The sequence below is a fragment of the Streptomyces sp. NPDC086080 genome (assembly GCF_044540255.1).
Taxonomy (GTDB): domain Bacteria; phylum Actinomycetota; class Actinomycetes; order Streptomycetales; family Streptomycetaceae; genus Streptomyces.
In genome coordinates this window covers 256,017-280,104 of the sequence record NZ_JBITRU010000006.1, presented here as the reverse complement: position 1 = coordinate 280,104, position 24,088 = coordinate 256,017, and the positions used below count along the sequence as shown (strand labels likewise).

The following is a 24,088-nucleotide window of genomic DNA, read 5'->3' as shown; positions in this document are numbered from 1 at the left end:
TCGTCACGCCCCAGTGAGCTTCGCGAACTTCTCTTCGAATTCCGTTTCTTCCTTGGAGCTCAGGGAGCGGAAGGCACGGGACTTGGCCTGCATGGCCTTGTCGGGCAGGATCAGCGGGTTGTTCGCCGCGTCCTCGTCGATCTTCGCGAGCTCGCCCTTCACTCCTTCGACCGGACAGACGAAGTTGATGTAGGCGGCGAGCTCCGCGGCGGCCTTCGGCTCGAAGTAGTAGTCGATGAGCCGCTCGGCGTTGGTCTTGTGCCGGGCCTTGTTCGGGACCAGCAGGTTGTCGCTGGACATCATGTAGCCGCTGTCGGGGATCAGGAAGTCGATGTCCGGGTTGTCCGCCTTGAGCTGAACGACGTCTCCGGCCCAGGCCACACAGGCGGCGAAATCGCCCTTGGTGATGTCCGCCGTGTAGTCGTTACCGGTGAAGCGGCGGATCTGGCCCTTGTCGACGGACCTCTGGATCCGGGCGAGCGCCGCGTCGTAGTCGTCGGCGGTGAACTTCTCCGGCTCCTTGTCCATGTCGAGCAGGGCCAGGCCCATCGTGTCGCGCATCTCGGTGAGGAGACCGACGCGGCCCTTGAGCTTGGGGTTGTCGAGCAGGTCGGAGAGGGTCTTCACCTCGACGCCGTCGAGCGCCTTCTTGTTGTAGGCGATGACGGCCGCGATGCCCTGCCAGGGGTAGGAGTAGGCGCGTCCCGGGTCCCAGTCGGGGCTGCGGAACTGGGGCGAGAGGTTGGCGAAGGCGTTCGGGAGGTTGGCGGGGTCGAGCTTCTGCACCCAGCCGAGGCGGATCAGGCGGGCGGCGAGCCAGTCGGTGAGGACGATGACGTCCCGGCCGGTGTCCTGGCCGGCGGCGAGCTGCGGCTTGATCTTGCCGAAGAACTCGGTGTTGTCGTTGATGTCCTCGGTGTACTTGACCCTGATGCCGGTGCGCTCGGTGAACGCGTCCAGCGTGGGGTGCCGGCGCCCGCTCTCGTCGACATCCATGTACTCGGTCCAGTTGGAGAAGTTGACGGACTTCTCCTCCTTCGAGTGGTCCTCGGCCGAGACGCCGCCCTGGGTGTTTCCGGCGGCGGGGATGCCGCAGGCGCTCAGTGCGCCGAGTCCGCCGACCATCAGCGCGCCGCCCGTGGAGGCGCGCAGCAGCGAACGGCGGGTCAGCCCCGCCCTTCCGTTGCGGAAACTGCGCCGCACGGCGGCCTCCTGGGCCGGTGAGAGGCGGTCGGGCTCGTACTGCTCCATGCGCGTGGTGCCCTTTCGGGAGGATGGCCGCGGTCGGGCGGCCTGGCTGCTATCGGTCCCCGAAGACGGTGCGGTGCCAGTCCTTGCGGACGACCGCCGTGTTGTCGAACATGACGTGCTTGACCTGGGTGTACTCCTCGAACGAGTACGCGGACATGTCCTTGCCGAAGCCGGACGCCTTGTATCCGCCGTGCGGCATCTCGCTGATGATCGGGATGTGGTCGTTGATCCACACGCACCCCGCCTTGATCTCCCGGGTGGCCCGGCCCGTCCGGTACACGTCCCGGCTCCAGGCGGAGGCGGCGAGCCCGTACGGGGTGTCGTTGGCCAGTGCGATGCCCTCGTCGTCGGTGTCGAAGGGCAGGACGACCAGCACGGGACCGAAGATCTCGGACTGCACGACCTCGCTGTCCTGCGCCGCGTCGGCGATGAGTGTGGGGAGATAGTACGCGCCGTTCCCCAAATCGCCCAGGGGTGCCTCTCCGCCGGTCACCACGCGCGCGTAGGCGCGCGCCCGGTCGACGAAGCCGGCCACCCGGTCGCGCTGGACGTGCGAGATCAGCGGGCCCAGGTCGGTGCCGGGAGCGAAGGGATCGCCGAGACGGACGGTCTCCATCAGGGCGGCGGTGCGCTCGACGAAGGCCTCGTAGAGCGGCCGCTGCACATACGCGCGCGTGGCGGCGGTGCAGTCCTGCCCGGTGTTGATCAGCGCGCCCGCGACCGCGCCGTTGGCCGCGGCGTCGAGGTCGGCGTCGTCGAAGACGACGAAGGGGGCCTTGCCGCCGAGCTCCAGGTGGAGGCGCTTGACGGTGGCGGTGGCGATCTCGGCGACCCGTTTGCCGACGGCGGTGGAACCGGTGAAGGAGGTCATGGCCACATCGGGGTGGCCGACCAGGTGCTCGCCGGCCTCCTTGCCGGTGCCCGTGACGATATTGATCACACCGTCCGGGATCCCGGCGTCGGTGGCGGCCTGCGCGAAGAGCAGCGAGGTCAGCGGGGTGAGCTCGGCGGGCTTGAGCACGATGGTGTTGCCCGCGGCGATCGCCGGGAGAATCTTCCAGGCGGCCATCTGGAGCGGGTAGTTCCAGGGGGCGATGGAGCCGACCACGCCGATGGGCTCGCGGCGGACGTACGAGGTGTGGTCGCCCGAGTACTCGCCCGCCGACTGGCCCTGGAGATGGCGGGCGGCGCCGGCGAAGTAGGCGATGTTGTCGATCGTGCCCGGCACGTCGAACTCGCGGCTCAGCTTCAGGGGCTTGCCGCACTGCAGTGACTCCGCGCGGGCGAAGTCCTCCGCGCGGTCGGCGACCACGGCCGCGAACCGGTGCAGGGCGTCGGAGCGCTCACCGGGGGTGGCACCGGCCCAGCCCGGGAACGCCTCCCGCGCGGCGGCGACGGCGGCGTCGACGTCGTCGGGGCCGGCGAGGTCGTAGGCGTACACCTCGGCGCCGGTGGCCGGGTCGACGACCGTGTGGATACGTCCCGAGGTGCCCTTCGTCAGGCGGCCGGCGATGAACTGCGCCCCGTCCGCGAACCGGTCCTGGGCGGGAAACCGTTCCGGGGTGGTGTTGCCCGGGTTGTGCATGTCGCGCTCCTCCGTGTCCCCGAGGGGGCGGCGTGGCTCCAGCTCGATTTGAGTGCCGATCCTGACAGAGCGATGAGACACCAACAAGTGATTCCGTTGTTTAATTTTGATTACGCAACGGAATCTGTCGACCGGGGTGTCGAGCGGCCACGGAAAAGACACGACGGAATGTCAGTGGCTCCTGCCAGACTCGTGTGTGCGGAAGAGATCACGGGGGTGGAGATGAGCGGGGCGACGGAGGCGATCGGTTCCAGGGAGGGGCTGATCGAGGCGCTGGGGGCCGGGGCGAGGGTGAAGTACCTGCACTTCTGGGGCCACCGGCCCCTGCCCGACGGACGGATCGGGGCGAGCTGCCTGAGTCAGTGGTGGCCGTCGCCGTTCACGGTGGAGGGCGTGCAGTACGCGACCGCCGAGCACTGGATGATGGCGGCCAAGGCACGACTGTTCGGGGACCCGGAGGGTGAGCGGCGGGTGCTGGCCGCGGAGCACCCCTCGCAGGCGAAGAAGGCGGGGCGGCTGGTGCGGGGCTTCGACGAGGCACTGTGGCGCCGGGAGCGGTTCGGCATCGTCGTCGAGGGCAGCGTGCACAAGTTCGCGGCGCACGCGGACCTGCGGAGGTTCCTGCTGAACACGGGCGAGCGTGTGCTCGTGGAGGCGAGCCCGGTGGACCGGGTGTGGGGCACAGGCCTCGCGGCGGACGCCGAGGGGGCGATGGACCCGCGGCGGTGGCGGGGGCCCAATCTGCTGGGCTTCGCCCTGATGGAGGCGCGCGGACGGCTCCGCGCCGGTGCCTCCGCCGGGCGGGCGGGCGAGGGGGACGCCGGCACGTGAGGTGACGGGAGGTGTCCGCCGCGGGGGCCGTCCGCTAGGGGGGCGTCCCTCGCCAGGTGGTAAGACGTCCCTGGCTAGGCGGTGAGCAGGATGATGATGCCGAAGGTGATGCCCAGAGCCGTGCCGACCGCGCCGCAGATGATGCCGGCCAGAGCCTGACCCGCGTTCGTGGCCTCGCCCCGCAGGGCCTTGCTCCGGCCGATCCCGCCGAAGATCATGGCCAGCACACCCAGCAGGATGGCCACCGGCCAGAGACAGAAACCGGCGGCCGCGATGATGCCGAGCACGAGCCCGGTGACGCCGAGCCCGTTGCTCGGCAGCGGGGCCATGCCGCCTCCCGAGGGATACCCGAGCGCCGGCGCACCGCCGTACCCGACGGCACCCGGGTAGCCGTACGCGGCCGGGTAGCCGTACGCGGCCGGGCCCGGTCCCTCGGGGCCGATGGGCGGCGGCGGGACGGGAGCGCCCCCGACCGGGGGTGCGAACGGGTTGGCCGCGGGCGCCGGGACGGAATGCGGCACGGGAGTCTGCGGCACGGACGGACCGGCCCACGGCTGGGGGCGCTGCGGCGCCGGAGCGGGGTCGCCGCCCATCGCCGGGAAGGACGTCACCGTCCGCTGATCATGAACGGACGGGGGTGCGGCGGAGAAGGGAGCGGCGGGTGCGGACCACGGCGGGGCATCGCCGGCCACGACCGTCTCGCCCGGGCCACCGGCCGCCCGGCCGCCCGCTCTCCCGCCGTCGGCGCTCCGCTCGTCCGCCGGGGAGCCCGGAGCCCGCGCGCCGTCCCCCGGCAGCGACCAGGGGTCCGGGACGGCCGCGGCAGCCGACGTCTCGGTGCTGCGCGCGTCCACCAGGGAACCGTCCTGCGCCACGGCGTCCCCCGCACCGCCGTCGGCCGGAGCCGGCCACCGGGCTGCTCCAGCATGCGGATCACTCGTCGGCGCACCACCCGCGGTCTGATCCCGCCTCTCGGGCGTCTGCGCGTCGTCGGCCATGCGCTGGGGCCCCCTCCGTCGGACGTCCCGTCATGCTACGGCCTGTGCCCGCACGGTGGGCGCCCGGCCTACGATGATCCCCGAACCGCCCGAACCGCCCGATCAGCCGATCAGCCGATCATCCGCGTCCCGCCGCGACCCGGCCCGGGACGCCGTTCCCGGGAGGAACCATGACCGACCGTCCCGACGCAGCCGCCCCCGGCCGGATCCGCGACCCGCACGCCTTCATCGCCGGACTGCCCAAGGCCGAACTGCACGTCCACCACGTCGGCTCCGCCTCCCCCCGTATCGTCTCGGAGCTGGCCGCCCGCCACCCCGACTCCAAGGTGCCCAGCGACCCCGAGGCCCTGGCCGACTACTTCACCTTCACGGACTTCGCCCACTTCATCGAGGTGTACCTGTCCGTCGTCGACCTGATCCGCACCCCCGAGGACGTCCGGCTGCTGACCTTCGAGGTGGCCCGCGAGCTGGCCCGGCAGCAGGTGCGCTACGCCGAGCTGACCATCACTCCGTTCTCCTCCACCCGCCGCGGCATCGACGAGCGCGGTTTCATGGAGGCCATCGAGGACGCGCGCAAGGCCGCCGAGACCGAGTTCGGGACGGTGCTGCGCTGGTGCTTCGACATTCCGGGCGAGGCCGGTCTGGAGTCCGCCGAGGAGACCGTGCGCATGGCCACCGACGACCGGCTGCGCCCGGAGGGCCTGGTCTCCTTCGGGCTCGGCGGCCCCGAGATCGGTGTGCCCCGCCCCCAGTTCAAGCCGTACTTCGACCGTGCCGTCGCCGCCGGGCTGCGCTCCGTACCGCACGCCGGCGAGACCACGGGCCCGGAGACGGTGTGGGACGCGCTCCACGAGCTGGGCGCCGAACGCATCGGGCACGGCACCAGCTCCGCCCGGGACCCCAAGCTGCTCCAGCACCTGGCCGAGCGGCGCATCCCGCTGGAGGTGTGCCCCACCTCCAACATCGCCACCCGCGCGGTGACCACGCTCGACGAGCATCCCCTCAGGGAGTTCGTCCGGGCCGGGGTCCTGGTGACGATCGGATCCGACGACCCGCCGATGTTCGGCACGGACCTCAACAACGAGTTCGCGGTGGCCGCGCGGCTGCTGGAACTCGACGAGCGGGGCCTGGCCGACCTGGCGAAGAACGCGGTGGAGGCGTCGTTCCTGGACGCCGCCGGCAAGACGCGGCTGGCCGCCGAGATCGACACCTACACCACGTCCTGGCTCGCCTCCTGACCGCCCGGGAAGGGCCGCCATGCAGAACGTGACCGCCGTGGCCCACCGCGGCGACCCCTACCGCGTCCGTGAGAACACCCTCGCCTCGCTGCGTTCCGCGCTCCACCGGGGCGCGGACGCGGTGGAGATCGACGTACGCCTCACCCGGGACGGTGTCCCGGTCCTGCTGCACGACGGGACACTGAAGCGCCTGTGGGACCACGACCGTCCGCTGTCGGCGCTGTCGTGGGAGGAGGTGCGCGGGATCACGCACGACGGAGTGCCCACGCTCCGTGACGCGCTGGCGGCGACGGACGGCAGCCGGGTGATGATCGACCTGCCCGGCACTCCGGACGTCCGCGCGGCCCGCCGGATCGTCGACGTCGTGCGCGAGAGCGGTGCCCAGGACCGCGTGTACTACTGCGCGGGCGCTCCCGCCATGCTCGCCGTGCGCGCGGCGGACCCGTCCGCCGAGATCGCGCTCACCCGGACGACCCGGGCACCGGCCCGCGCGGGCCTCCTCGCGGCGATCCGCCCGCGCTGGCTGAACTACCGCTTCCCTCTGGTGGACCGGGCCCTCGCCCAGCGCGTCCACCGCGACGGGTATCTGCTGTCCGTGTGGACCCCGGACACCCGCCGCTCCATGCGCCGGCTGCTGGCCATGGGAGTCGACTCGATCACCACCAACCGCGTCGACGTCCTGTGCGCACTGCGCGACGGAACGGTTCGTTCCAGTACGTCATGAGGTCGCGCGGGCGGCGGCGACCGGGCCGGTTGTCTCCAGGCGCTTGATCTTTCGCCGTACGACGTACAACGGGATGACGCCGAACACCCCGAACGCCATGTCGATGGCGCTCCACCAGAAGGGGATGCCGCGGACCGGGCCGCAGATCAGGGCGAGGGGGACGACGCCGGCGCAGGCGATCATGCCGAACTCGACCACCCAGATGTTGCGGACGGGGTCCCGGTAGGGGCCGAGGAAGGCGACCGCGATCACGAGGTGGGCGAAGGCGAGCCAGTCGGTGCCGTAGAGGAGGAAGGGGTACTCGGCGTCGGCGGTGTCGAGTCCGTCCCGTACGCGCTCGATCCAGTCCATGAGGCCGGGCAGGTACTCCGGTGCGCCGAGGGAACGCAGCACCTCCTCGCTCCAGCGCAGTTCGTGCACCAGAGGGAAGGCCGTGACGCCGCTGAGCACCAGACAGACGACGAAGAACACCAGCCAGACGCGAATGCCCTTGAGCAGGGCGGCTCTGTCGCTCATGAGGGGAGCGTATCCTGGATTTGAACATGTTCAAAAGTCCTGGCTCCGATGCCGAGGACCCGCTCGGGAGGCACAGTTCGAGCCAGCCCCGGCCACACCGGCCGGAACACAGCCTTCCCGGACACAGTCGTCTCCGTCACCATGGCGACATGGCGGATGCGGCTCCGGAAGTCGTCCGGACACACCTCATTGACCTGTCCACCGTTCCGCTCGACGAGCTCACGGACGTCGACGGACTGGCGCGTGCGCTCGCCGGGCTGCGCAGCCAACTGACGCACGCCGAGGCGCCGTTGTGCCAGGGGCAGCGTCCCTCGTGCGCCGCCGGCGCGACCGGCCGCAGACCGGATCCCGACCTGGCCGTTGTCCCGCGTTAGCCACTTCCGGCTGAGCCGCGACACGGTTTCGGCCGCGGCCACGGGAGCCGTGGCGTCGGAGGACCTGCGTCTGCTGGACTCGGCACGCCACAGCCGTCTCCTTCTCGCACTCGTCGCCATCGGCACCGCTCAGGAGGCGACCGACCGACCGGACAGGCGACCGGCGGATCCGCACGGCCCGCCGACCCTGCCCGCGCACGCGTGGTCACTGTTGTGCCGCATCCACCGGACCGAGCCGCGCACCGTGGAACAGGTGCTGCACGACCCGACGGTCAGCGCGTGGGCGTTCCAGCTCCTGCGACGGCTGGCCCCCGGTGCCGCCGCCACACCGGCGGACCCGCCCTTGTGGGCCGATCGCGCACTGCTGGCCTCCGTCACCGGTGCTGCCGCCATCCGCTCGGGTACGCGCTGCAGCCTGCGCGTTCCGGCCCGGCAGGGCCGGCTGTGGCTGCCCACCCTGGGCGTGACGGCGAAGACCGGCCGTGGTGGGTGGGCCGTGGTGGGTCTGGAGACGGGGCCGCACGGCACCGTCGTCTTCGGTGACAGCGGCTCCGTACGGCTGCCGGACGACCTCACCAGGGCGGCGGACGGGTGGCATCCCTTGCCCGTGATCGATGTTCCGGCCGGTGACGGCGGCACGGCCGGGAGCCTGGTCCTCGACCACCTCTCGCCGCACCGGGACTACCAGGGCCCGCAGGATCCGGCGGCCCTGCCACCGCCCGTGCGCAAGACGTGGGAGCAGCGCGTCGAGGCCGCCTGTGAACTCCTGCGCACACGGCACGCGGACGCCCACCGCCTCGTGCTGGGCACGGTGCGCTCGCTCGTGCCCTGCGAGGAACCGGACCCCGCGCGAGAGATCAGCGTGTCGGTCCCCGACGTCCCGGGACTGGTCGCGATGTCCCTTCCCGACGAGGTTGCGGATGTGGCGGCGGCCCTGATCCATGAGGCGAACCACCAGGTCATGTCGTCCGTCGGGCAGCTCGTGCCCCTGCTCGATCCCTCACCCGTGAGCCCGGACGCACTGTTCTTCGCTCCCTGGAGGGACGATCCGCGGCCCCTGCGCGGCCTGTTGCTGGGCTGTCAGGCGTTCGCCGCCATGACCTCGTTCTGGCGGGCGTGCCGGAGCGAGGTCGGGGAGCGTGCCGATTTCGAGTTCGCCTTTCACCGCTGGCAGGTGCGGGCCGCACTGGCGGCGCTGCACATGGCGACCGGGCTGTCCTGGGCGGGGGCGCAGGTGGTGCGGGAGCTGGCCCGGCTCAACACCCTGTGGTGGAAGGAGCGGGTGGGAGCCGAACCCGAGCGGCTGGCCGCTCTGTGCTGCCGCGATCTGCGCGCGTCCTGGCGGCTCAGCCACCTCGGCGTACGGGACGGGGAGGCCGAGGCCCTGGCCGAGCGGTGGACCGAGGGCGCCCCGCCCCCCGCCGTCCTCCCCGCCGGCCGGCTCGGAACGACGTCGGCCCTGCCCGCCGTCCCGCCGACGCGCCACGCGAGCCGGCTCTGGCTGGCACGGTTGTGGTTCACCGACCGTGGAGGGTTCGCCGATCTGTCCGCGGCCCTCGCCAGGGGCGAGCGCCCGCCGGCCGAACGGGTTCCCACCGGACTCACCGCCGCCGACTGCGCGCTGACGGCCGGTGACGACGCCACGGCGCGGGACCGCTATGCGGCGCTCCTCGCCGCCGCACGGGGCCGGACCCCGGAGCTGGATGTCTGGACAGGTCTCGGGCTCGCGTGCGCACCCCGGGACGGCGGCCTGCTGGCGGTGCGCCCGGAACTGGTCCTCGCGGTCCGGGAGGCACTCGACCGGCGCGGAAGCCGGCGTCCGGATCCCCGGGCACTGGCGCGCTGGCTGGCGGCGGGCGGTTGAGCACCGGGCGCGGGCCCGGCGCTCGACCGGTCAGATGCTGAGCATGTCGATGTCGCAGTTGGCCCGACGGCCCGCGGCCGCGTCGACGGTGGCCGGATGCTCGGGACCGAGGACCTCCCTCATGGTGTTCAGGGCGCTGTCGTAGAGCTCCTGGGCCGCCGCCTCGTCGAACCCCCTCATGTCGTAGGACAGGTTGAGCTTGACGGCAAGGGTGTCCGGGTGCTGCTCGCCGCGCACGTGGACACTGTGGTCCAGGGTCTCGATGCCCAGGTCACGTGCCCGTTCGACCTGTCCGAGCCGTACGAGGTCACTGGCGAGGTTCGTCCGGGCGAGCAGGGTGCGGGCGTGTGTGGGGCTGAGGACCTGGCCGAGCCCTTTCACGGCCTCCTGGTTGAGTTCCAGTGCCTCCTCGGTGCGCTCGAGCAGGCGCAGGGAGACGGCAAGGTTCGTGGCCGTGGAATAGGTGTGCGGGTGGCGCTCCCCCATGGCCTCGGTGCACAGTCGCATGGTCTCGCGGCCGAGCTGGACGGCCGCGGCCACGTCACCGGCGTGTCGCAGGTCGGTGGCGTGGTTGAGGGAAGCCCAGGCCAGACCGTGCAGTTCCTGCATCGGTTTGCCGCGATAGATCTCGATGACCTGCTGGGACAGGGCGAACGCGCCGTCGTGGTCCCCCAGTTTGCGCCGCGCCACCGACAGTTCGCGGGTCGCCCAGACCGTCAGCGAGTGCTCCTCGCCCAGCATCACCAGGGCGCGATCGCGCAGTTGCTCGTGCCCGTCCACGGCGTCCTGGTAGCGGCCGAGTTCCTGGATGTCGATGTACAGGCAGTGCAGGCTCAGCAGCGTGTGCAGATGGTCGTCGCCCAGCACCTCGACCCGGCGGTGGTACGTGTCCTCGTCGACCTCGTAGGCCTCCTTCAGGTCCCCCAGACCGGCGGACAGCCGCAGGCTCACGGCGTAGTTGTGCGCCGACTGCAGCGTTCCCGGGTCGTCGGCCCCGAACTCCCGCAGAAGGGTGTCGTAGGCCTGCTTGTCCAGAGCGCGCGCCCGGTAGAAGTCGCCCCGGGCCCGGTGCAGCAGCGCCATGAAGCTGACGGCCCGCTGGGTGGCGAGGTGCCGCTCGCCGAGTACCCGGTGGCAGCGTTCGACGAGTTCCGACTGCACGGCGAACGCCTCGTCGTAGCGGTTGGTCCAGCGGAGCGCCTGGGCCCGTACCTGGTCGATCGCCATGACGTGCTCGTGCTCGTCCCCCAGCAGACGGCGCCAGATGGCTGCCGCTTCCTCGGCCACCTCCAGGGCCATCACATAGTCGCTGCGCGACTCGAGGAAACGGGCCTCGTTGAGGACGAGTTCGCGTACCCAGGGGTCCTCGCACTCGACCATGCGGGCCGCCTTCACATGGGGCAGCAGGGCGGAGTAGCGGGGCCATTCCGCGGAACGCTGCGGGTTGCGCGGATCGGAGTTGGCGAGGATCTCATGGGCGGCGTGCCGCATCTCGGCGCGCTCCTGCGTGTTCATCTGCTCCACGAGCACCCGCTGCACCAGCCGGTGGACCTGGATGGTGGACTTGCGGTGGTCGATCCTGGCCAGGGCGTACCGGCCGATCTCGCGCACGGCCCGGCCCAGCTTGATCGGGTCCGCCAGCGTCGCGCGCAGCGAGTCGGGGGCCGTGACCCCGCGGACCGCGGAGAACAGGTCCCAGTCGATCGGCTCGGGAGCGAAGAACGCGCAGACCTGCAGCAGGTGCAGGGCGGCGGGATGGTCCTCTCTGAGGCGGTCGAGCGACACGTTCCACGCGGCGGCGACCGGCAGGTCGTAGTCCGCCGGAGGGTCGACCCGCAGGAGTTCCGCGTACTTGGTCTCGAACAGGTCGAGGTACTGGTTCACCGGCATCCCGGTTTCGGCCAGCCATACCGCGGCCTGCTCGACCGCCAGGGGGAGGTCACCGAGGGAGTCGGCCAGGCGGTCGGCGGCGTCGTCGGGAATATCGGGACTCCGCCGCCTGATCAGGGCGACACTTTCGTCACGTGCAAACACATCGACCTCAAGGGAACTGGCCAGATTGGACCATTGCGAATTTCGGGAGGTGACCATCACCCGCCCCGGCCCATCATTCGGGAAGAACTGCCGAACCTCGTGCGGATTCTCCGCGTTATCGAAAACCAGAAGCCAATTGGAGTAGGGCTCCCCGATGCGCAGAGCTTCCAGAACCGTCGGGACGGCGCCGCGATCGGCTCCGGCCCGCAGGCCCATTTGTTCCCCGAGTTCGATCAACGACTGGACGATCAAATTCGTCTGCTCCGAAGGGATCCACCAAACTAATTGATAATCCCTGCTGCTCCGATACACGTATTCGATCGCGATCTGACTTTTCCCCACTCCGCCCATTCCATGCAGAGCCTCCGGAAGGACGGCAGTCGTTCCGTCGGCCAGGCGTTGCCGCAGTCCGGCCAAAATGGCGTCGCGTCCGGTGAAATTCCTGTTCCGCTGTGGAACGTTGCCCCAGAGGCGGGGCGGAACCTTGGCACCGAGGTGGACGCGAGGCGGGGTGACGGACTGCGCGGTGGACACAGATCCTCCTGGAACTCCGGCTGACAGTGGTCCAAGCGGCGTCGCCGCCGAGGTCGACGCGGGTGACGGCGGCACGACGGTATCCGACACGTCACTCCATGTCATCTTTCCTGTTGGTACGGGGGTGGGCACGCCGACAGCGGCCGTTCGGTCCGCGTCGAGCAGCCGCTCGAGACGCCCTGCCCGGTCGAGGAAGGGTCCCGAGACCGCCGCCAGCGCGCTGTGCACAGGACGGACGAAAGGTCGGGTGAGGTCGCTGATGGGCGGGTCCGGAGCCCCCGAACGCCACGCCACCGCCGCCGCCCCGTCGGCGACCGAGGCCGCCAGATGCGGCCCCACGAGTTCCTCGACCTGACGCAGCACTCTGACGGTTTCGGCCCGGGTGCTGAGCCCGAGCAACTCTTCCCGCACGCCCTCGAGGAAATCGAAGGAAACCCTCGTCATGCTTTCCGAAGCGGGACCGTGCCCGGTCGGGCGAATGAGCCCGAAGAGCATCACTTCGGCAAGATTCCAGTCCTTTGCGCCTGGCAGCGACCGCTGAATGCTGCGCATCACCGGAAGATTGAGGGGAGCAGCCGCTAATCTCAGAGCCAAGGCGAGCCCGATGGGCGACGCCTTGCCCGCGAAGGAGTGGACCATCTCCCGCGGGTTGCCCGTCGGCGCATCGGGCAGCCCGGTCCGGGGACGCGAGCGCGCACCCAGATCGCCCTGCGGTCCGGTCAATAATGCGGCGATCCGGTGACTGTTTCCCTGCCCGGCGACCAATCGCGCCCATTGCCCCAACGACTGCGGCGTCAGCTCCAGCACCGGAACGGGAATGGGCGGACGCTCACGCTCCCTGTCGACCGCCCGGTCCCCCAGTTCGGCGGTCGGCCGGCCAACGGCTCGCAGGGCCAGACGCCCGTTCGTCGCCGCCGGTACGGGGGTGTCCACCTGCACGGACACGGCACTCGGCAGAGTCAGCTCCCAGAGTTCCTGCGGCAGAAGACTCAGCACCGCGGTGGGTGACCGCCGCGCGAGGGCGTGCAGCAACAAGGCCGCGGAGGTGCCCCGCCATGCCTGCCCGACGGCATCCGTCACCAACAGGACGACGTCGTCCGGTCCGGTGCCGGCGACGGGCACCTCACCGGCGCCCGCACGCATACCGGCCACTGCCACGTCGACCGTGGACACGGTCACCGTCCGGAACGCCCCGGTGTGCTCCGTGAGCCGGCGGAGCCACTGCACCGTGTCCTTCCACAGCTTCATGGACTCGCCGGCGTCGACCAGCAGATGCAGTCGCAGTCGGCGAACCCTCCGTGGCCGGCACACCGGCAGCCACAGGTCGTCCTCGGCGGCCCGCCGGGCCGTGGCCTCCTCCTCGAGCCGCCACGCGTCCGGTACGTCGATGAACAGCCGGAGCGGACGCAGGGCGCGGGCCAGTGCGAGGTGACCGGCGAGCCGGACACCTGCCGGGGACGAGGGGGCGGAGGCGGGCGACGGCGCGGCGGCCGTGGACGGGCCGTGCTGCTCCACGGCCGCCGGCCTGTCTGCCCGTTCGGCCGGGGTCTCCGCCGGTCCGCCTCCGGCTACCGGTGCGGACGGGCCGTCACCGCCGTACGGCCGGTCGCCCGGCGCATCGGGCTTCTGCGGGGAGGGGGGCGCACCGGTGCCGGGCGCCGGCCGCTCCGCGGTGTCCGGTTCCGGCTTCCCCTGTTCCGCGGCGGTACCGGAATCAGCCGACTGCGAGCGGTTCCCCGTGGGGGAATGGCGGGCGGCGGGTGAGGTCCAGTGCCGGTAGGGAGCCGCCTCGTCCCGCCACGCCGTCAGATACAGGGCGTCACGCACGTCGTGCCATGACGGCAGTTGCCCTCCCGGCTCTTCGTTCACCTCGCTCCACCCGCTTCCGCGCCCCCGCCGTCCAGCCGGTGCCAGAGGGTGTCGGCAAGGGAGAGGACACCGTCCGAGGGCTCCCCGGCGTCGTGGGACCGGGCGAGATAGAGGGAGTTGAGCAGCTGGTCGATCGACAGGCCGCCCCGCTCACGGCTGCGTTCCAGGAAGCGCTCGATCAGTGATCCGACGAGACCGGGCGGGGTGTCGTCGCCGAAGTGGGCGGCCAGCATGTGCGTCAGGTCCTCGGCACCGGGCTCCGGCATGGTCAGTACGAGGCAGCGGCGCAGGAAGGCGGGAGGGAACTCGCGCTCGCTGTTCGACGTCATGATCACCACGGGGAACGCCCGGCAGGTCACCACCCCACCGGCGACCGCCGCCTCCCCCCGCGGGTCGTCCGTCTGGACGGTGACCACCGGGTGACGGCGCCGTGCTCGCACCAGCTCGGGAATGGTGAAGGAACCTTCCTCGAAGACACTCAGTAAATCGTTCGCCAGATCGATGTCGCTCTTGTCGAGCTCGTCGATCAGCAGAACCCGTGGCTCCTCCCACGGCAGCAGGGCGGTGCCGAGCGGCCCCAGTTGGAGGTAGTCACCGATCTCGGGCAGCGGAGCCGGGGCGGCGGGCCCACCGGTGCCGCCGCTGTCCGGCCCGAGGCCCGCCCTGAGCGCGGCGGTGTCATGGACACGACCTATCGCGTCGTACTCGTACAGCCCGCGTTGCAGCGTGGAGGTGCTGGTGATGTGCCAGCGGAGCACCCGGCCCAGGCGCAGCTCCCGGCTCACCCGGTAGGCCAGGCTGGACTTGCCGGTGCCGGGACGACCGGTCACGAGAAGGGGCCTGCGCAGCAGCAGCGAGGCGTTCACCATCTCGGCCTCGCGGCGCGCGAAGGGGGACAGCGGCCGGGCGCTCGGACGGGCGCCTAATCGCCGTAGCGTCTCCGCCTCGTCGGACGGAGGCCGGGAAAGCGCCGGCCCTCCGGTGAATCGCCGCCACGGCGGCGGCTCGGGGAGGACGGCGCCGAGCGTGACATCGCGCAGTTCCTCTCCCGTGCCTCGGTATATCCACCAACGGGGCCGGTCCGGACCGGACGCGAACGCGTCGGTGCGGTCGTGGGTCATGCCTCCCCCTCCCCCTCGGCAGCGGCCGGAGAACCCGCCGCCACCACGGGCATCCGGTCCGGGTCGTCCCAGAGCAGAGCGACATGGCGGCCGACAACACAGCGCCCCTCAGCATCGCGGGTGCCGGACGCAGTGCGCAACGCCCTGACCACAATAGGCAGGTCCCTGACGTCATGCCGATCCATCAACGCACGTAATACCGAACGGAATTGGGGATCCCGGCCCTCTCGGCGGTCCCAGAGGATGACCGGTACGCCCACGCGCAGCGCCTCGGACAGCTCGTCCAGCTGCTCGCCCTCGGCCGCCCCCGGCCCGGCGGCGCCGCCTGCCGGACCGCTGAGGACCACCACGGCGGGGGTCGGTTCGGACAGCAGGTGCGATCTGCCGTCCTCGGGGAACCAGTGGACCCGTCCGGCCCGGCCCGCGGTGAACGCCTCCCAGCGTCTGCCCCAGCGCCCGTGGAGGTCCCGGCGATCGATGCGCTCCATGCTGCGCACCACCACCTGATGGTCTTCCCCCAGCAGGCCCGCGGACGGGCCGAACGGGGTCTTCGCCCAGTTCTCCACCGAAAGGTGGAGCCACCTGCGCGGCAGAACGAACTCCAGGGCGAGCTCGTTGCGCAACGCGTAGGCCCATTCCTCCTCGGCCCGGCGCAGCAGGACGCGCACACTGGCCTCCGCGTGCCGCAGTTCGATGCGCTGGTCGTCACCACGACGCTGCTCACCGGGGTGGAGACGCCACCAGTACGACAGGAGGGTGTCGCCCGAGGTGTCCGCCGCGAGAAGCGGTCTGAGCCGGATGATGAGGTAGTCGGCAGGGCTCCAGACCCCGGCAGGGTCCTGTGCGGCGTCCTTGGCGGCCTGGGCCGGCGCCGCCTCACCCTCCGGCCGGCCTGCCGGCTCATTCACGCTCTGGTGCGCCCGCACCCACTCGACGAGGTTGAGCTGCGCCTCGCCGGAAGCGCCCAGCGCGAGGAGTTGCTGGGTCACCTGGAAGCAGGGCAGCGGTTCCCCCGGACGGCAGTTCAGGGTGGCCGCGTGGAGGAACACGATCCACGGCTCGGTGCAGTGTGCCGGGGCCGGGCCGCGCCCCAGGGCGAGCAGGAACTCGGAGTACTGACGGTGCAGGTCGGGCAGGCGAACAGTGTCGAGGAGGCCGAACAGTTCCTCCCAGTCCTCCGGCGCGAGCAACTCCACCTCCCAGGCGACGGCGGCTACCTTCAGCCGCCGCATGCCGGGCGTGTCTCCCTCCCACAGCTCCAGGTTCCTGATGAGCGGCGCGAGCCCTTCGGGCTTTTCGCAGAGGTCCTGGAGCAGTTGCGCGACGAGGACCCGCTGGGGGAGGTCGGCGACCGTGTGCGACGTGTCACCGAACCTGCTGACCAACTGGCGCAGGGTGACCGGATGGGCGAGACAGCCCAGTTCGAGCACCGCGTCGACCAGGTAGCGGGGAATGGACAGGCCCGCCAGGCCGCCCTCCGTGCCCTTCATCCCTCGTCTCCGGCGGCTTCCCCGTCGAGGGCCCGCAGCGCGTGCCGCACCGTCACGGTCTCACCGCCGATCTCCAGCACCGCGCGTCGCAGCACCCGTCGGCCGTCGGGGTGGTCCAGACAGGCCGCCACCACGGCCGCGAGCTGCTGTCGGGGGAATGCGTGGTCGAAGACGTTGCGCCGGATCGGCGCGGGCAGCGCCGCCCGCAGCGACCGTCCGGAGTCGTAGGCGATCTGTGGCACCTCCAGCAGTCGGTCGGCGACGCGGAACCGCACGTCCCAGGTCTCCTCCTCCCGCTGCGACGTCACCTCCGCGGAGCGCAGTGCGGCCTTGAGCGGGTGCCAGTGGCGGGCGGCCGCCTCCATCGGCAGCATCCACGCCACCTTGGCCGTGCGATCCGTGTGCGCGGCTGTCACCAGCCCGATGACCGCCTCCAGCTCGGGATCCCACACCGCCGCTCCGCTGAACCCGTGCTCGACCGCAGGACCCGTGGTGCGCAGCCCGTCGAGCTGCACCCACTCGGGACACGGGCCACCGGTGCCGGTGAGGGCCGCCGTCGCGATGATGCCGGCGGGAGCACCCCGCGGGTAGCCGACGATGGCAACCGCACGCCCCGTGGTGGTGCCGCAGACGGCCGGACGCAGGGGCCCATGGCCCCTCGGCAACGGCGGGTGCCCGGACACCGGCGCGAGGACGGCGAAGTCGGCACCTGTCACCTCACCGACGCGGTCACCCCAAGTCGGCGGCGCGGAGGTGGCGGCGGCGACCGGGGCGACCTCCACCTGCCAGTCCCGGCCCGGCAGTTCGATCGTGACGGTCCCCCCGCCCGCGGACCGCTGTGCCGCATCCACCACATGCGCGCAGGTCAGGGCATGCATCCCCGCATCGCGGGGGGCCACCAGTATGGCCGCACCCCACGCCTGCCCGTTCTGCGAACGCACCCGGACCTGCCCACGCTGTGGACCCACATCCGTCTCCCCCCGACGGGCTCAACCGGCTCGTGCCTCCTGACCCGGGGGAGGCCCACCCGCGCCGCTCTCTCATGAGGAGGGCCTCTCCCGCGCCTCGCGGTGCCACGTCATGCAGACCTTGAGGTGCCCCTCTCCCTCGGTCTGCGCGATCACCGCGCCGGCCTTGGCGTTGAAGCGGACGCCGAACTCCAGGGTCAGCTCGTCGGGAGGCGACGGCTGTGCGACGAGCCGGGTCAGTGCGGTCTGGGCCACGAGTCGCACCCGCTCCAGGCCGGTGTCCAGGGTCACCGCGGCGTCCGCGAGGAAGTCCCCCACACGCGACACGGGTACGACGCCGGCCTCGTCCGCGCCGATCTCCACGACGGCCTCCCCACCGTCGTCCGTGCGAAACCGCATCAACTCCCCCATGAGTCCCCCAGGTTGACGTGTCTACGCCGACCGGCCGCCGGTCGTCCGACCGTACCGCTACCCGCTGCGGGCGGTCAGTACCCGGGGAGCAACGCGTCGGTCCCGGACGGTGCACCTCCGTCCGGGACCGCACGAGGGAGTGCCTACGCGTCCAGGGACGTCATCACGTGCTTGATCCGCGTGTAGTCGTCGAAGCCGTACGCCGAGAGGTCCTTGCCGTAGCCGGACTTCTTGAAGCCGCCGTGCGGCATCTCCGCGACCAGCGGGATGTGGGTGTTGATCCACACGCAGCCGAAGTCGAGCTTCTTGGACATCCGCATCGCGCGGGAGTGGTCCTTGGTCCACACCGACGAGGCCAGCGCGTACTCGACGCCGTTGGCGTACTCGACGGCCTGGTCCTCGTCGGTGAAGCGCTGGACGGTGATGACCGGGCCGAAGACCTCCTTCTGGATGATCTCGTCGTCCTGGTTCAGACCGGAGACGACGGTCGGCGCGTAGAAGAAGCCCTTGTCGCCGACGCGCTTGCCGCCGGCCTCCACGCGCGCGTGCGCGGGCAGCCGCTCGATGAAGCCCTCGACCTGGGCCAGCTGGTGGGGGTTGTTGAGCGGGCCGAACAGGACGTCCTCGTCGTCCGGCATGCCGGTCCTGGTGTCGGCGGCGGCCTTGGCGAGCGCGGTGACGAACTCGTCGTGGATGGACTCGTGGACGAGGACACGGGTGGCGGCCGTGCAGTCCTGGCCGGCGTTGAAATAGCCCGCGACCGAGATGTCCTCGACGGCCTTGGCGATGTCGGTGTCCTCGAAGACCACGACCGGGGCCTTGCCGCCCAGCTCCAGGTGGACCCGCTTGAGATCCCTGGACGCCGACTCGGCGACCGACATGCCGGCGCGCACCGAACCGGTGATGGAGGCCATCGCCGGGGTGGGGTGCTCGACCATCAGGCGGCCGGTGTCACGGTCGCCGCAGATGACGTTGAAGACGCCCTTGGGCAGGATCGAGCCGAGGATCTCGGCGAGCAGCACCGTGGAGGCCGGGGTGGTGTCCGAGGGCTTCAGGACGACCGTGTTGCCCGCCGCGATCGCCGGGGCGAACTTCCACACGGCCATCATCATCGGGTAGTTCCACGGCGCGACCTGCGCGCAGACGCCGACCGGCTCGCGGCGCACGATCGAGGTGAGGCCCTCCATGTACTCGCCGGCCGAGCGGCCCTCCAGCATCCGCGCCGCACCCGCGAAGAAGCGGATCTGGTCCACCATCGGCGGGATCTCCTCGGTGCGGGTCAGCCCGGTGGGCTTGCCCGTGTTCTCCACCTCGGCCGCGATCAGCTCCTCGGCACGCTCCTCGACGGCGTCCGCGATCTTCAGCAGTGCCTTCTGCCGCTCGGCCGGGGTGGTGTCGCGCCAGCCGGGAAACGCCTCGGCGGCGGCCGCCATGGCGGCGTCCACATCCGCCTGCCCGGACAGCGGAGCGGTCGCGTACGCCTCGCCCGTCGCGGGGTTGACCACCTCGGTGGTCCGTCCGTCGGCGGCGTCCCGGAACTCCCCGCCGATGTAGTTGCGCAGACGACGCAGCTCGGTGCTCACTGCAGGCCCTCCTGGTGTTCCTTGTGGGTGTGTCCGAGGTGTTCAGGGACGATCTGTCTGGGTGTCCAGCCTCTGAGACACCCACCCTAGACCGACGGCTGTCGATTTCAACACCCCTGCCTGCTCCACTCCTGCGAAATCCGCACACCAGAGCCGTCCAGACAACGAATTTCATCGATCGAGCCTTGCCATACTGTCGATACGTCGTGCAGAGTGACCCCGTGGCCAGTCGAAGCGCAGACCCGAAGGACTCCCGCGAGTCCAAGAACGGCGGCGGTCCCCAGTTGGACGCCGTCTCGCTCGCCATCATCGAGCAGCTCCAGGAGGACGGCCGCCGGCCGTACGCCGCCATCGGCAAGGCCGTGGGCCTGTCGGAGGCGGCCGTGCGCCAGCGCGTCCAGAAGCTGCTCGACCAGGGCGTGATGCAGATCGTCGCCGTCACGGACCCGCTCACCGTGGGCTTCCGCCGGCAGGCGATGGTCGGGGTCAACGTCGAGGGCGAAGTGGAGTCCGTGGCCGACGCGCTGACCGCCATGGATGAATGCGAGTACGTGGTGATGACCGCTGGGTCCTTCGACCTCATGGTCGAGATCGTCTGCGAGGACGACGACCACCTTCTGGAGGTCATCAACAGACGCATCCGGGCCGTCCCCGGAGTGCGCTCGACCGAGAGTTTCGTCTACCTCAAGCTCAAGAAGCAGACCTACATGTGGGGAACCCGATAATCGTGAGCACCGACAGCCCCAAGGACCTCAGCAAGTCCGCGTACGACCACCTGTGGATGCACTTCACCCGCATGTCCTCGTACGAGAACTCCCCCGTCCCCACCATCGTCCGGGGTGAGGGCACCCACATCTACGACGACCAGGGCAAGCGCTACCTCGACGGCCTCGCGGGCCTGTTCGTGGTGCAGGCGGGTCACGGCCGCCAGGAACTCGCGGAGACGGCCTCCAAGCAGGCGCAGGAGCTGGCCTTCTTCCCCATATGGTCCTACGCCCACCCCAAGGCCGTGGAGCTCGCGGAGCGGCTCGCGCACGAGGCGCCGGGCGACCTCAACAAGGTCTTCTTCACCACCGGCGGCGGCGAGGCGGTGGAGACCGCCTGGAAGCTCGCCAAGCAGTACTTCAAGCTCATCGGCAAGCCGACCAAGTACAAGGTCATATCCCGCGCGGTGGCGTACCACGGCACCCCGCAGGGGGCCCTGTCCATCACCGGCCTGCCGGCCCTGAAGGCCCCGTTCGAGCCGCTGGTGCCGGGCGCGCACAAGGTGCCGAACACCAACTTCTACCGGGCCCCGATCCACGCCGACGACCCGGAGGCGTTCGGCCGCTGGGCCGCCGACCAGATCGAGCAGCAGATCCTCTTCGAGGGCCCGGACACGGTCGCGGCGGTCTTCCTGGAGCCGGTGCAGAACGCGGGCGGCTGCTTCCCGCCCCCGCCCGGCTACTTCCAGCGGGTGCGCGAGATCTGCGACCAGTACGACGTGCTGCTCGTCTCCGACGAGGTCATCTGCGCCTTCGGCCGCCTGGGCACAACCTTCGCCTGCGACAAGTTCGGCTACGTGCCGGACATGATCACCTGCGCCAAGGGGATGACCTCCGGCTACTCCCCGATCGGCGCGTGCATCGTCTCCGACCGGCTGGCCGAGCCGTTCTACCGGGGCGACAACACCTTCCTGCACGGCTACACCTTCGGCGGCCACCCGGTCTCCGCCGCGGTCGGTATCGCCAACCTCGACCTGTTCGAGCGCGAGGGCCTCAACCAGCACGTGCTCGACAACGAGGGCGCCTTCCGCGCGACCCTGGAGAAGCTGCACGACCTGCCGATCGTCGGCGACGTCCGCGGCAACGGCTTCTTCTACGGCATCGAACTGGTCAAGGACAAGAACACCAAGGAGTCCTTCGACGCCGACGAGACCGAGCGCGTCCTGTACGGCTTCCTGTCGAAGAAGCTCTTCGAGAACGGGCTGTACTGCCGTGCCGACGACCGCGGCGACCCGGTCGTCCAGCTCGCCCCGCCGCTGATCTCCGACCAGGGGACCTTCGACGAGATCGAGCAGATCCTGCGCGCGACCCTCTCGGAGGCCTGGACCAAGCTGTAGGCCCGTTGCTCCGTCCGAGGTTCCGATCTTCCTTCTGAATGATCAACACCGGCCCCGGTGCCGCCCGTTCGAGTGAGAAACGGCGGTCCGGGGCCGCGTGCTGTCCGGCCGCCCGCCCTGGCCTGCCTAGCGTGCCCCTTGGCTTCGCCCCATCGCCGTACGACGGGACTTCCCGGCTCACGCCGCTCCGCCGCCCGGCACACGGCGGAGTCTCGTGCGATCGGTACCAGCCGGGTTGAGCCCAGCCCGGGCGGCGACAGCGCCAAGGAGGCAGCACGTGCCTGGTTCTCGCGACGCGGTGTCCCCGACGCACGACTCTCCGTGGAACCGAGACCGTGACCGGCGTCCTCAGCCCTCGTTCCCCCGTACAGGGGACGCGGCACGGCACATTCCGATCCGAACCGAGGTGTACGCCCATGGTGGCCCCACCCGACAACGACGTGCTCTGGGCGCGCGCCCTGCACTTCCGGCACGACGACGGCACACTCGGACTGAGCGGCGTCTCGCTCGGTGTCCGGGACGGCGAGATCCTCGCCGTCGGCGGCCCGCGCGGCAGTGGCAAGACCACCCTGCTGCGCTGTCTCGCCGGCCTGCTGCCGGCGCAGAGCGGCGAGATCTGGTTCAACAGCGTTCCCGTGCACACCATGAGCCCGGCGGACCGCGAGCGGCTGCGCCGGGACCGCTTCGGCTGGATCGACCCGGCCCCCCTGCTCGTCCCCGAATTGAACGTCTGGGAGAACGCCGCCCTGCCGCTGATGCTGCGCGGCACCGGCCGGCGCCTGGCGAAGACCGCCGCCCTGGAGTGGCTGGAGCGGCTGGACATCGGTGACAAGGCCCGCAAGCACCCCGCGGCGCTGACGCACGCGGAGCGACAGCGGGTATGCGTCGCCCGCGCACTCGTCCCGGCGCCCTCGGTGCTGTTCGCCGACGAGCCGACCGCCCCGCTGCACCGGGCCGACCGCGCGCACGCGCTGCGCACGCTCACCACCGCGGCCCGCTCGCACGGCATCACCGTGGTCCTCGCGACCCATGACGCGCAGGCCGCCACCCTGGCCGACCGCACCGTGTCGCTGCTCGACGGGCGGCGCGTGCACACGGTCCATCTGCCTCCGGTCTCCCCGGCGGCCGAGACGGAAGGCCGGGCGGCGTGCTCGCTCTCCGTCTGAGCCTCGGCGCCCGCCCCGCCGTCCGGCTGCGCCGCCTCCTGGTCGCGGCCGCGTCGGCGGGCACGGGCTTCCTGCTGCTGAGCGCCCTCGGCCACGCCCTGGGCCACCCGGAGCCGTCCGTCTCGGCACTCCGGCTGGCCTGGTGCGCGGCCCCGCTGGCGGCCACGGTGTACTTCGCGGTCGCGGTCGCCCGCACCGATCCGGGCACCCGGCCCCGGTCCGGTCTGTCGGCGATCGGTCTCGGCCCCGCCTGGCTGATGGCGGTCTCCGCGCTCACCACGGCACTGTCCTGCCTGGCGGGCTCGGCGCTGGCGCTGCTGGTCTTCCTCCAGCTGCGCGGCGACCTCGCCGGGACGCCGCCCTTCGGCGGCGCCGCGACGGACTTCCTCGCGGCCGGCCGGCCGCTGCCGCTGCCGGCGGCGCTGACGCTGCTGGCCCTGGTTCCGCTGAGCGCGTCGGCGGCCGTGGCGGTGGCGCTGCGGCCGCGCGGGCCGGTGCGGGGCGCACCCCGTGCGGCACCGGCTTACGGCCGGTTCGGCGCGTACCGGCGCACGGCGGTACGCGAGTCGTTCGGGGCGTACGGACGGTTCGGCAAGCAGCTGGCGGCCTCCGCGCGCGGCCGGCGGACGGCCGAGGCGGCTCCGGAGCGGGACGGAACGGCGGCACGGCCGCAGGTAGGAGCGACGGCACGGGAACAGGACGCGACGGCGGACGCTCCCGGGGGCGTCGACGAGTCCGGCGCGGGGCAGGCGGCCGCCTTCGAGGTCCCACCCCCCGTCGCCCCCACACCGCCGACGGGGCTGCCCTGGGGCGTCACGGTGCTGGCGGTGGGGCTGGCGGTGGAGGCCTTCGCCAGCCGTTCGGGAGCCGGCTCACCGGGCGACCGGTCGGCCGCGCTGATCGGGCTGGCCCTGGCCTGCGTCGGGCTCGCCCTCGCCGGTCCCGGCCTCGCCCATCTGTGCGGTCGGCTGCTCCAGACGGCCCGCCCGGGCGCGCTGCGGATGCTGGCCGGACGGGTGCTCATGACGGAGGCCACGCGCATCGGCCGCCCGCTGGGCATCGTCTGCGCGGTGATGTCGGCCGCGTACGCCATGGCCTCGCTGCCCGAGCGTGAGAACGCCTCCTCCAGCCCGCTCGTCGCTCTCGGGGTGCTGCTGGTGGTCGGCTGCACGGTGGCGGCCCTGCTGACGGCCGCCGTCGAGTCCAGGCAGGCCCGCGCCGACACCACTGCCGCGCTCCTTCGCCTCGGGGCGCCCATGGTGACGCTGCGCAGGGCGGCGGTGCTCCGGGCGGGTGCGCTGCTGGCCCTGTTCGGGCCGTTGTCCCTGGTGGTGGCCGAACTGTCGGCCTGGCCGCTGGCCGGCTGAGCACGCCCGTGCGACGCATCCGCCGCCGGAACGACCGCGCTCCTGGCCCTGTTCGGACCGTTG

At 71.4% G+C, this 24,088-nt stretch carries 19 protein-coding genes; 9 read left to right on the top strand and 10 right to left on the bottom strand.

What is annotated here, in order from left to right; all coding sequences use genetic code 11:
- Positions 1-3: 3 nt before the first annotated feature.
- On the bottom strand, positions 4-1,251 hold the full coding sequence (locus tag ACIF9R_RS10725; protein ID WP_399977209.1) for a spermidine/putrescine ABC transporter substrate-binding protein: 1,248 nt from the start codon (positions 1,249-1,251) through the stop codon (positions 4-6).
- A gap of 49 nt (positions 1,252-1,300) precedes the next feature.
- Positions 1,301-2,836, bottom strand: a complete 1,536-nt coding sequence (locus ACIF9R_RS10720; RefSeq protein WP_399977206.1) for a gamma-aminobutyraldehyde dehydrogenase — start codon at positions 2,834-2,836, stop codon at positions 1,301-1,303.
- A gap of 222 nt (positions 2,837-3,058) precedes the next feature.
- Between ACIF9R_RS10720 and ACIF9R_RS10715 the strand changes: the two genes are divergently transcribed.
- Positions 3,059-3,667 carry an NADAR family protein gene (locus tag ACIF9R_RS10715; RefSeq protein WP_399977203.1) on the top strand — a complete coding sequence of 203 codons (609 nt, stop codon included), beginning with the start codon at positions 3,059-3,061 and terminating at the stop codon, positions 3,665-3,667.
- Positions 3,668-3,741: 74 nt separating this feature from the next.
- Here the strand turns inward: ACIF9R_RS10715 and ACIF9R_RS10710 are convergent, their stop codons facing one another.
- Positions 3,742-4,542 (bottom strand): DUF4190 domain-containing protein, encoded by an 801-nt coding sequence (locus ACIF9R_RS10710; protein WP_399977201.1) that lies wholly within the window; start codon positions 4,540-4,542, stop codon positions 3,742-3,744.
- A gap of 293 nt (positions 4,543-4,835) precedes the next feature.
- On the opposite strand from ACIF9R_RS10710, the gene ACIF9R_RS10705 reads away from it, so the two are divergent.
- Together ACIF9R_RS10705 and ACIF9R_RS10700 are read left to right on the top strand one after the other, a co-directional pair.
- Positions 4,836-5,903: an adenosine deaminase gene (locus ACIF9R_RS10705; RefSeq protein WP_399977198.1), complete on the top strand. Its 1,068-nt coding sequence runs from the start codon at positions 4,836-4,838 to the stop codon at positions 5,901-5,903.
- 19 nt (positions 5,904-5,922) lie between these two features.
- The gene (locus ACIF9R_RS10700) at positions 5,923-6,627 is read left to right on the top strand and encodes a glycerophosphodiester phosphodiesterase (RefSeq protein WP_399977196.1); all 705 of its coding nucleotides are present in this window, start codon (positions 5,923-5,925) and stop codon (positions 6,625-6,627) included.
- Here the strand turns inward: ACIF9R_RS10700 and ACIF9R_RS10695 are convergent.
- Positions 6,622-7,143: a hypothetical protein gene (locus ACIF9R_RS10695; RefSeq protein WP_399977193.1), complete on the bottom strand. Its 522-nt coding sequence runs from the start codon at positions 7,141-7,143 to the stop codon at positions 6,622-6,624. The two genes, ACIF9R_RS10700 and ACIF9R_RS10695, sit on opposite strands and share 6 nt — an antisense overlap.
- A 149-nt stretch (positions 7,144-7,292) precedes the next feature.
- On the opposite strand from ACIF9R_RS10695, the gene ACIF9R_RS10690 reads away from it, so the two are divergent.
- Positions 7,293-7,517, top strand: a complete 225-nt coding sequence (locus ACIF9R_RS10690; RefSeq protein WP_399977190.1) for a hypothetical protein — start codon at positions 7,293-7,295, stop codon at positions 7,515-7,517.
- A gap of 49 nt (positions 7,518-7,566) precedes the next feature.
- Complete coding sequence (locus tag ACIF9R_RS10685) at positions 7,567-9,381, top strand: aKG-HExxH-type peptide beta-hydroxylase (protein ID WP_399977187.1); 1,815 nt, start codon at positions 7,567-7,569, stop codon at positions 9,379-9,381.
- A 30-nt stretch (positions 9,382-9,411) separates the two neighbouring features.
- On the opposite strand, the gene fxsT is transcribed toward ACIF9R_RS10685, so the two are convergent.
- The 6 genes from fxsT to ACIF9R_RS10655 all read right to left on the bottom strand — a co-directional run bounded on the left by fxsT (position 9,412) and on the right by ACIF9R_RS10655 (position 19,391).
- The gene (gene fxsT, locus ACIF9R_RS10680) at positions 9,412-13,818 is read right to left on the bottom strand and encodes an FxSxx-COOH system tetratricopeptide repeat protein (RefSeq protein ID WP_399977184.1); all 4,407 of its coding nucleotides are present in this window, start codon (positions 13,816-13,818) and stop codon (positions 9,412-9,414) included.
- Complete coding sequence (locus tag ACIF9R_RS10675; protein WP_399977182.1) at positions 13,815-14,939, bottom strand: AAA family ATPase; 1,125 nt, start codon at positions 14,937-14,939, stop codon at positions 13,815-13,817. The genes fxsT and ACIF9R_RS10675 overlap by 4 nt, the downstream gene beginning before the upstream one ends.
- On the bottom strand, positions 14,936-16,429 hold the full coding sequence (locus ACIF9R_RS10670) for a hypothetical protein (RefSeq protein ID WP_399977179.1): 1,494 nt from the start codon (positions 16,427-16,429) through the stop codon (positions 14,936-14,938). Before ACIF9R_RS10670 ends, ACIF9R_RS10675 begins: the two co-directional genes overlap by 4 nt.
- Entirely contained in the window at positions 16,426-17,370 is a 945-nt protein-coding gene (locus ACIF9R_RS10665; protein WP_399977285.1) for a trypsin-like peptidase domain-containing protein, read from the bottom strand. The genes ACIF9R_RS10670 and ACIF9R_RS10665 overlap by 4 nt, the downstream gene beginning before the upstream one ends.
- A gap of 99 nt (positions 17,371-17,469) precedes the next feature.
- Positions 17,470-17,796, bottom strand: a complete 327-nt coding sequence (locus ACIF9R_RS10660) for a CU044_2847 family protein (RefSeq protein ID WP_399977177.1) — start codon at positions 17,794-17,796, stop codon at positions 17,470-17,472.
- Positions 17,797-17,951: 155 nt separating this feature from the next.
- Positions 17,952-19,391, bottom strand: coding sequence for a gamma-aminobutyraldehyde dehydrogenase (locus ACIF9R_RS10655; RefSeq protein WP_399977174.1), 1,440 nt, complete (start codon positions 19,389-19,391; stop codon positions 17,952-17,954).
- A gap of 206 nt (positions 19,392-19,597) precedes the next feature.
- Here ACIF9R_RS10655 and ACIF9R_RS10650 point away from each other — a divergent pair, with 206 nt between their 5' ends.
- The 4 genes from ACIF9R_RS10650 (at position 19,598) to ACIF9R_RS10635 (ending at position 24,025) form a co-directional block, all read left to right on the top strand.
- A complete protein-coding gene (locus ACIF9R_RS10650; protein WP_399977171.1) occupies positions 19,598-20,116 on the top strand; it encodes an Lrp/AsnC family transcriptional regulator in 519 nt (172 codons plus the stop codon).
- Between the two features lie 2 nt (positions 20,117-20,118).
- A complete protein-coding gene (locus tag ACIF9R_RS10645) occupies positions 20,119-21,492 on the top strand; it encodes an aspartate aminotransferase family protein (RefSeq protein ID WP_399977169.1) in 1,374 nt (457 codons plus the stop codon).
- Between the two features lie 416 nt (positions 21,493-21,908).
- Positions 21,909-22,658: an ABC transporter ATP-binding protein gene (locus tag ACIF9R_RS10640; protein WP_399977166.1), complete on the top strand. Its 750-nt coding sequence runs from the start codon at positions 21,909-21,911 to the stop codon at positions 22,656-22,658.
- Positions 22,640-24,025 (top strand): hypothetical protein, encoded by a 1,386-nt coding sequence (locus ACIF9R_RS10635; protein ID WP_399977164.1) that lies wholly within the window; start codon positions 22,640-22,642, stop codon positions 24,023-24,025. The genes ACIF9R_RS10640 and ACIF9R_RS10635 overlap by 19 nt, the downstream gene beginning before the upstream one ends.
- Positions 24,026-24,088 lie beyond the last annotated feature (63 nt).

Coding starts and splice junctions, on each gene's coding strand:
- ACIF9R_RS10725 (WP_399977209.1), bottom strand. CDS start 1,251: ATGGAGCAGTACGAGCCCGACCGCCTCTCACCGGCCCAGGAGGCCGCC.
- ACIF9R_RS10720 (WP_399977206.1), bottom strand. CDS start 2,836: ATGCACAACCCGGGCAACACCACCCCGGAACGGTTTCCCGCCCAGGAC.
- ACIF9R_RS10715 (WP_399977203.1), top strand. CDS start 3,059: ATGAGCGGGGCGACGGAGGCGATCGGTTCCAGGGAGGGGCTGATCGAG.
- ACIF9R_RS10705 (WP_399977198.1), top strand. CDS start 4,836: ATGACCGACCGTCCCGACGCAGCCGCCCCCGGCCGGATCCGCGACCCG.
- ACIF9R_RS10700 (WP_399977196.1), top strand. CDS start 5,923: ATGCAGAACGTGACCGCCGTGGCCCACCGCGGCGACCCCTACCGCGTC.
- ACIF9R_RS10695 (WP_399977193.1), bottom strand. CDS start 7,143: ATGAGCGACAGAGCCGCCCTGCTCAAGGGCATTCGCGTCTGGCTGGTG.
- ACIF9R_RS10690 (WP_399977190.1), top strand. CDS start 7,293: ATGGCGGATGCGGCTCCGGAAGTCGTCCGGACACACCTCATTGACCTG.
- ACIF9R_RS10675 (WP_399977182.1), bottom strand. CDS start 14,939: ATGACCCACGACCGCACCGACGCGTTCGCGTCCGGTCCGGACCGGCCC.
- ACIF9R_RS10670 (WP_399977179.1), bottom strand. CDS start 16,429: ATGAAGGGCACGGAGGGCGGCCTGGCGGGCCTGTCCATTCCCCGCTAC.
- ACIF9R_RS10660 (WP_399977177.1), bottom strand. CDS start 17,796: ATGCGGTTTCGCACGGACGACGGTGGGGAGGCCGTCGTGGAGATCGGC.
- ACIF9R_RS10640 (WP_399977166.1), top strand. CDS start 21,909: ATGGTGGCCCCACCCGACAACGACGTGCTCTGGGCGCGCGCCCTGCAC.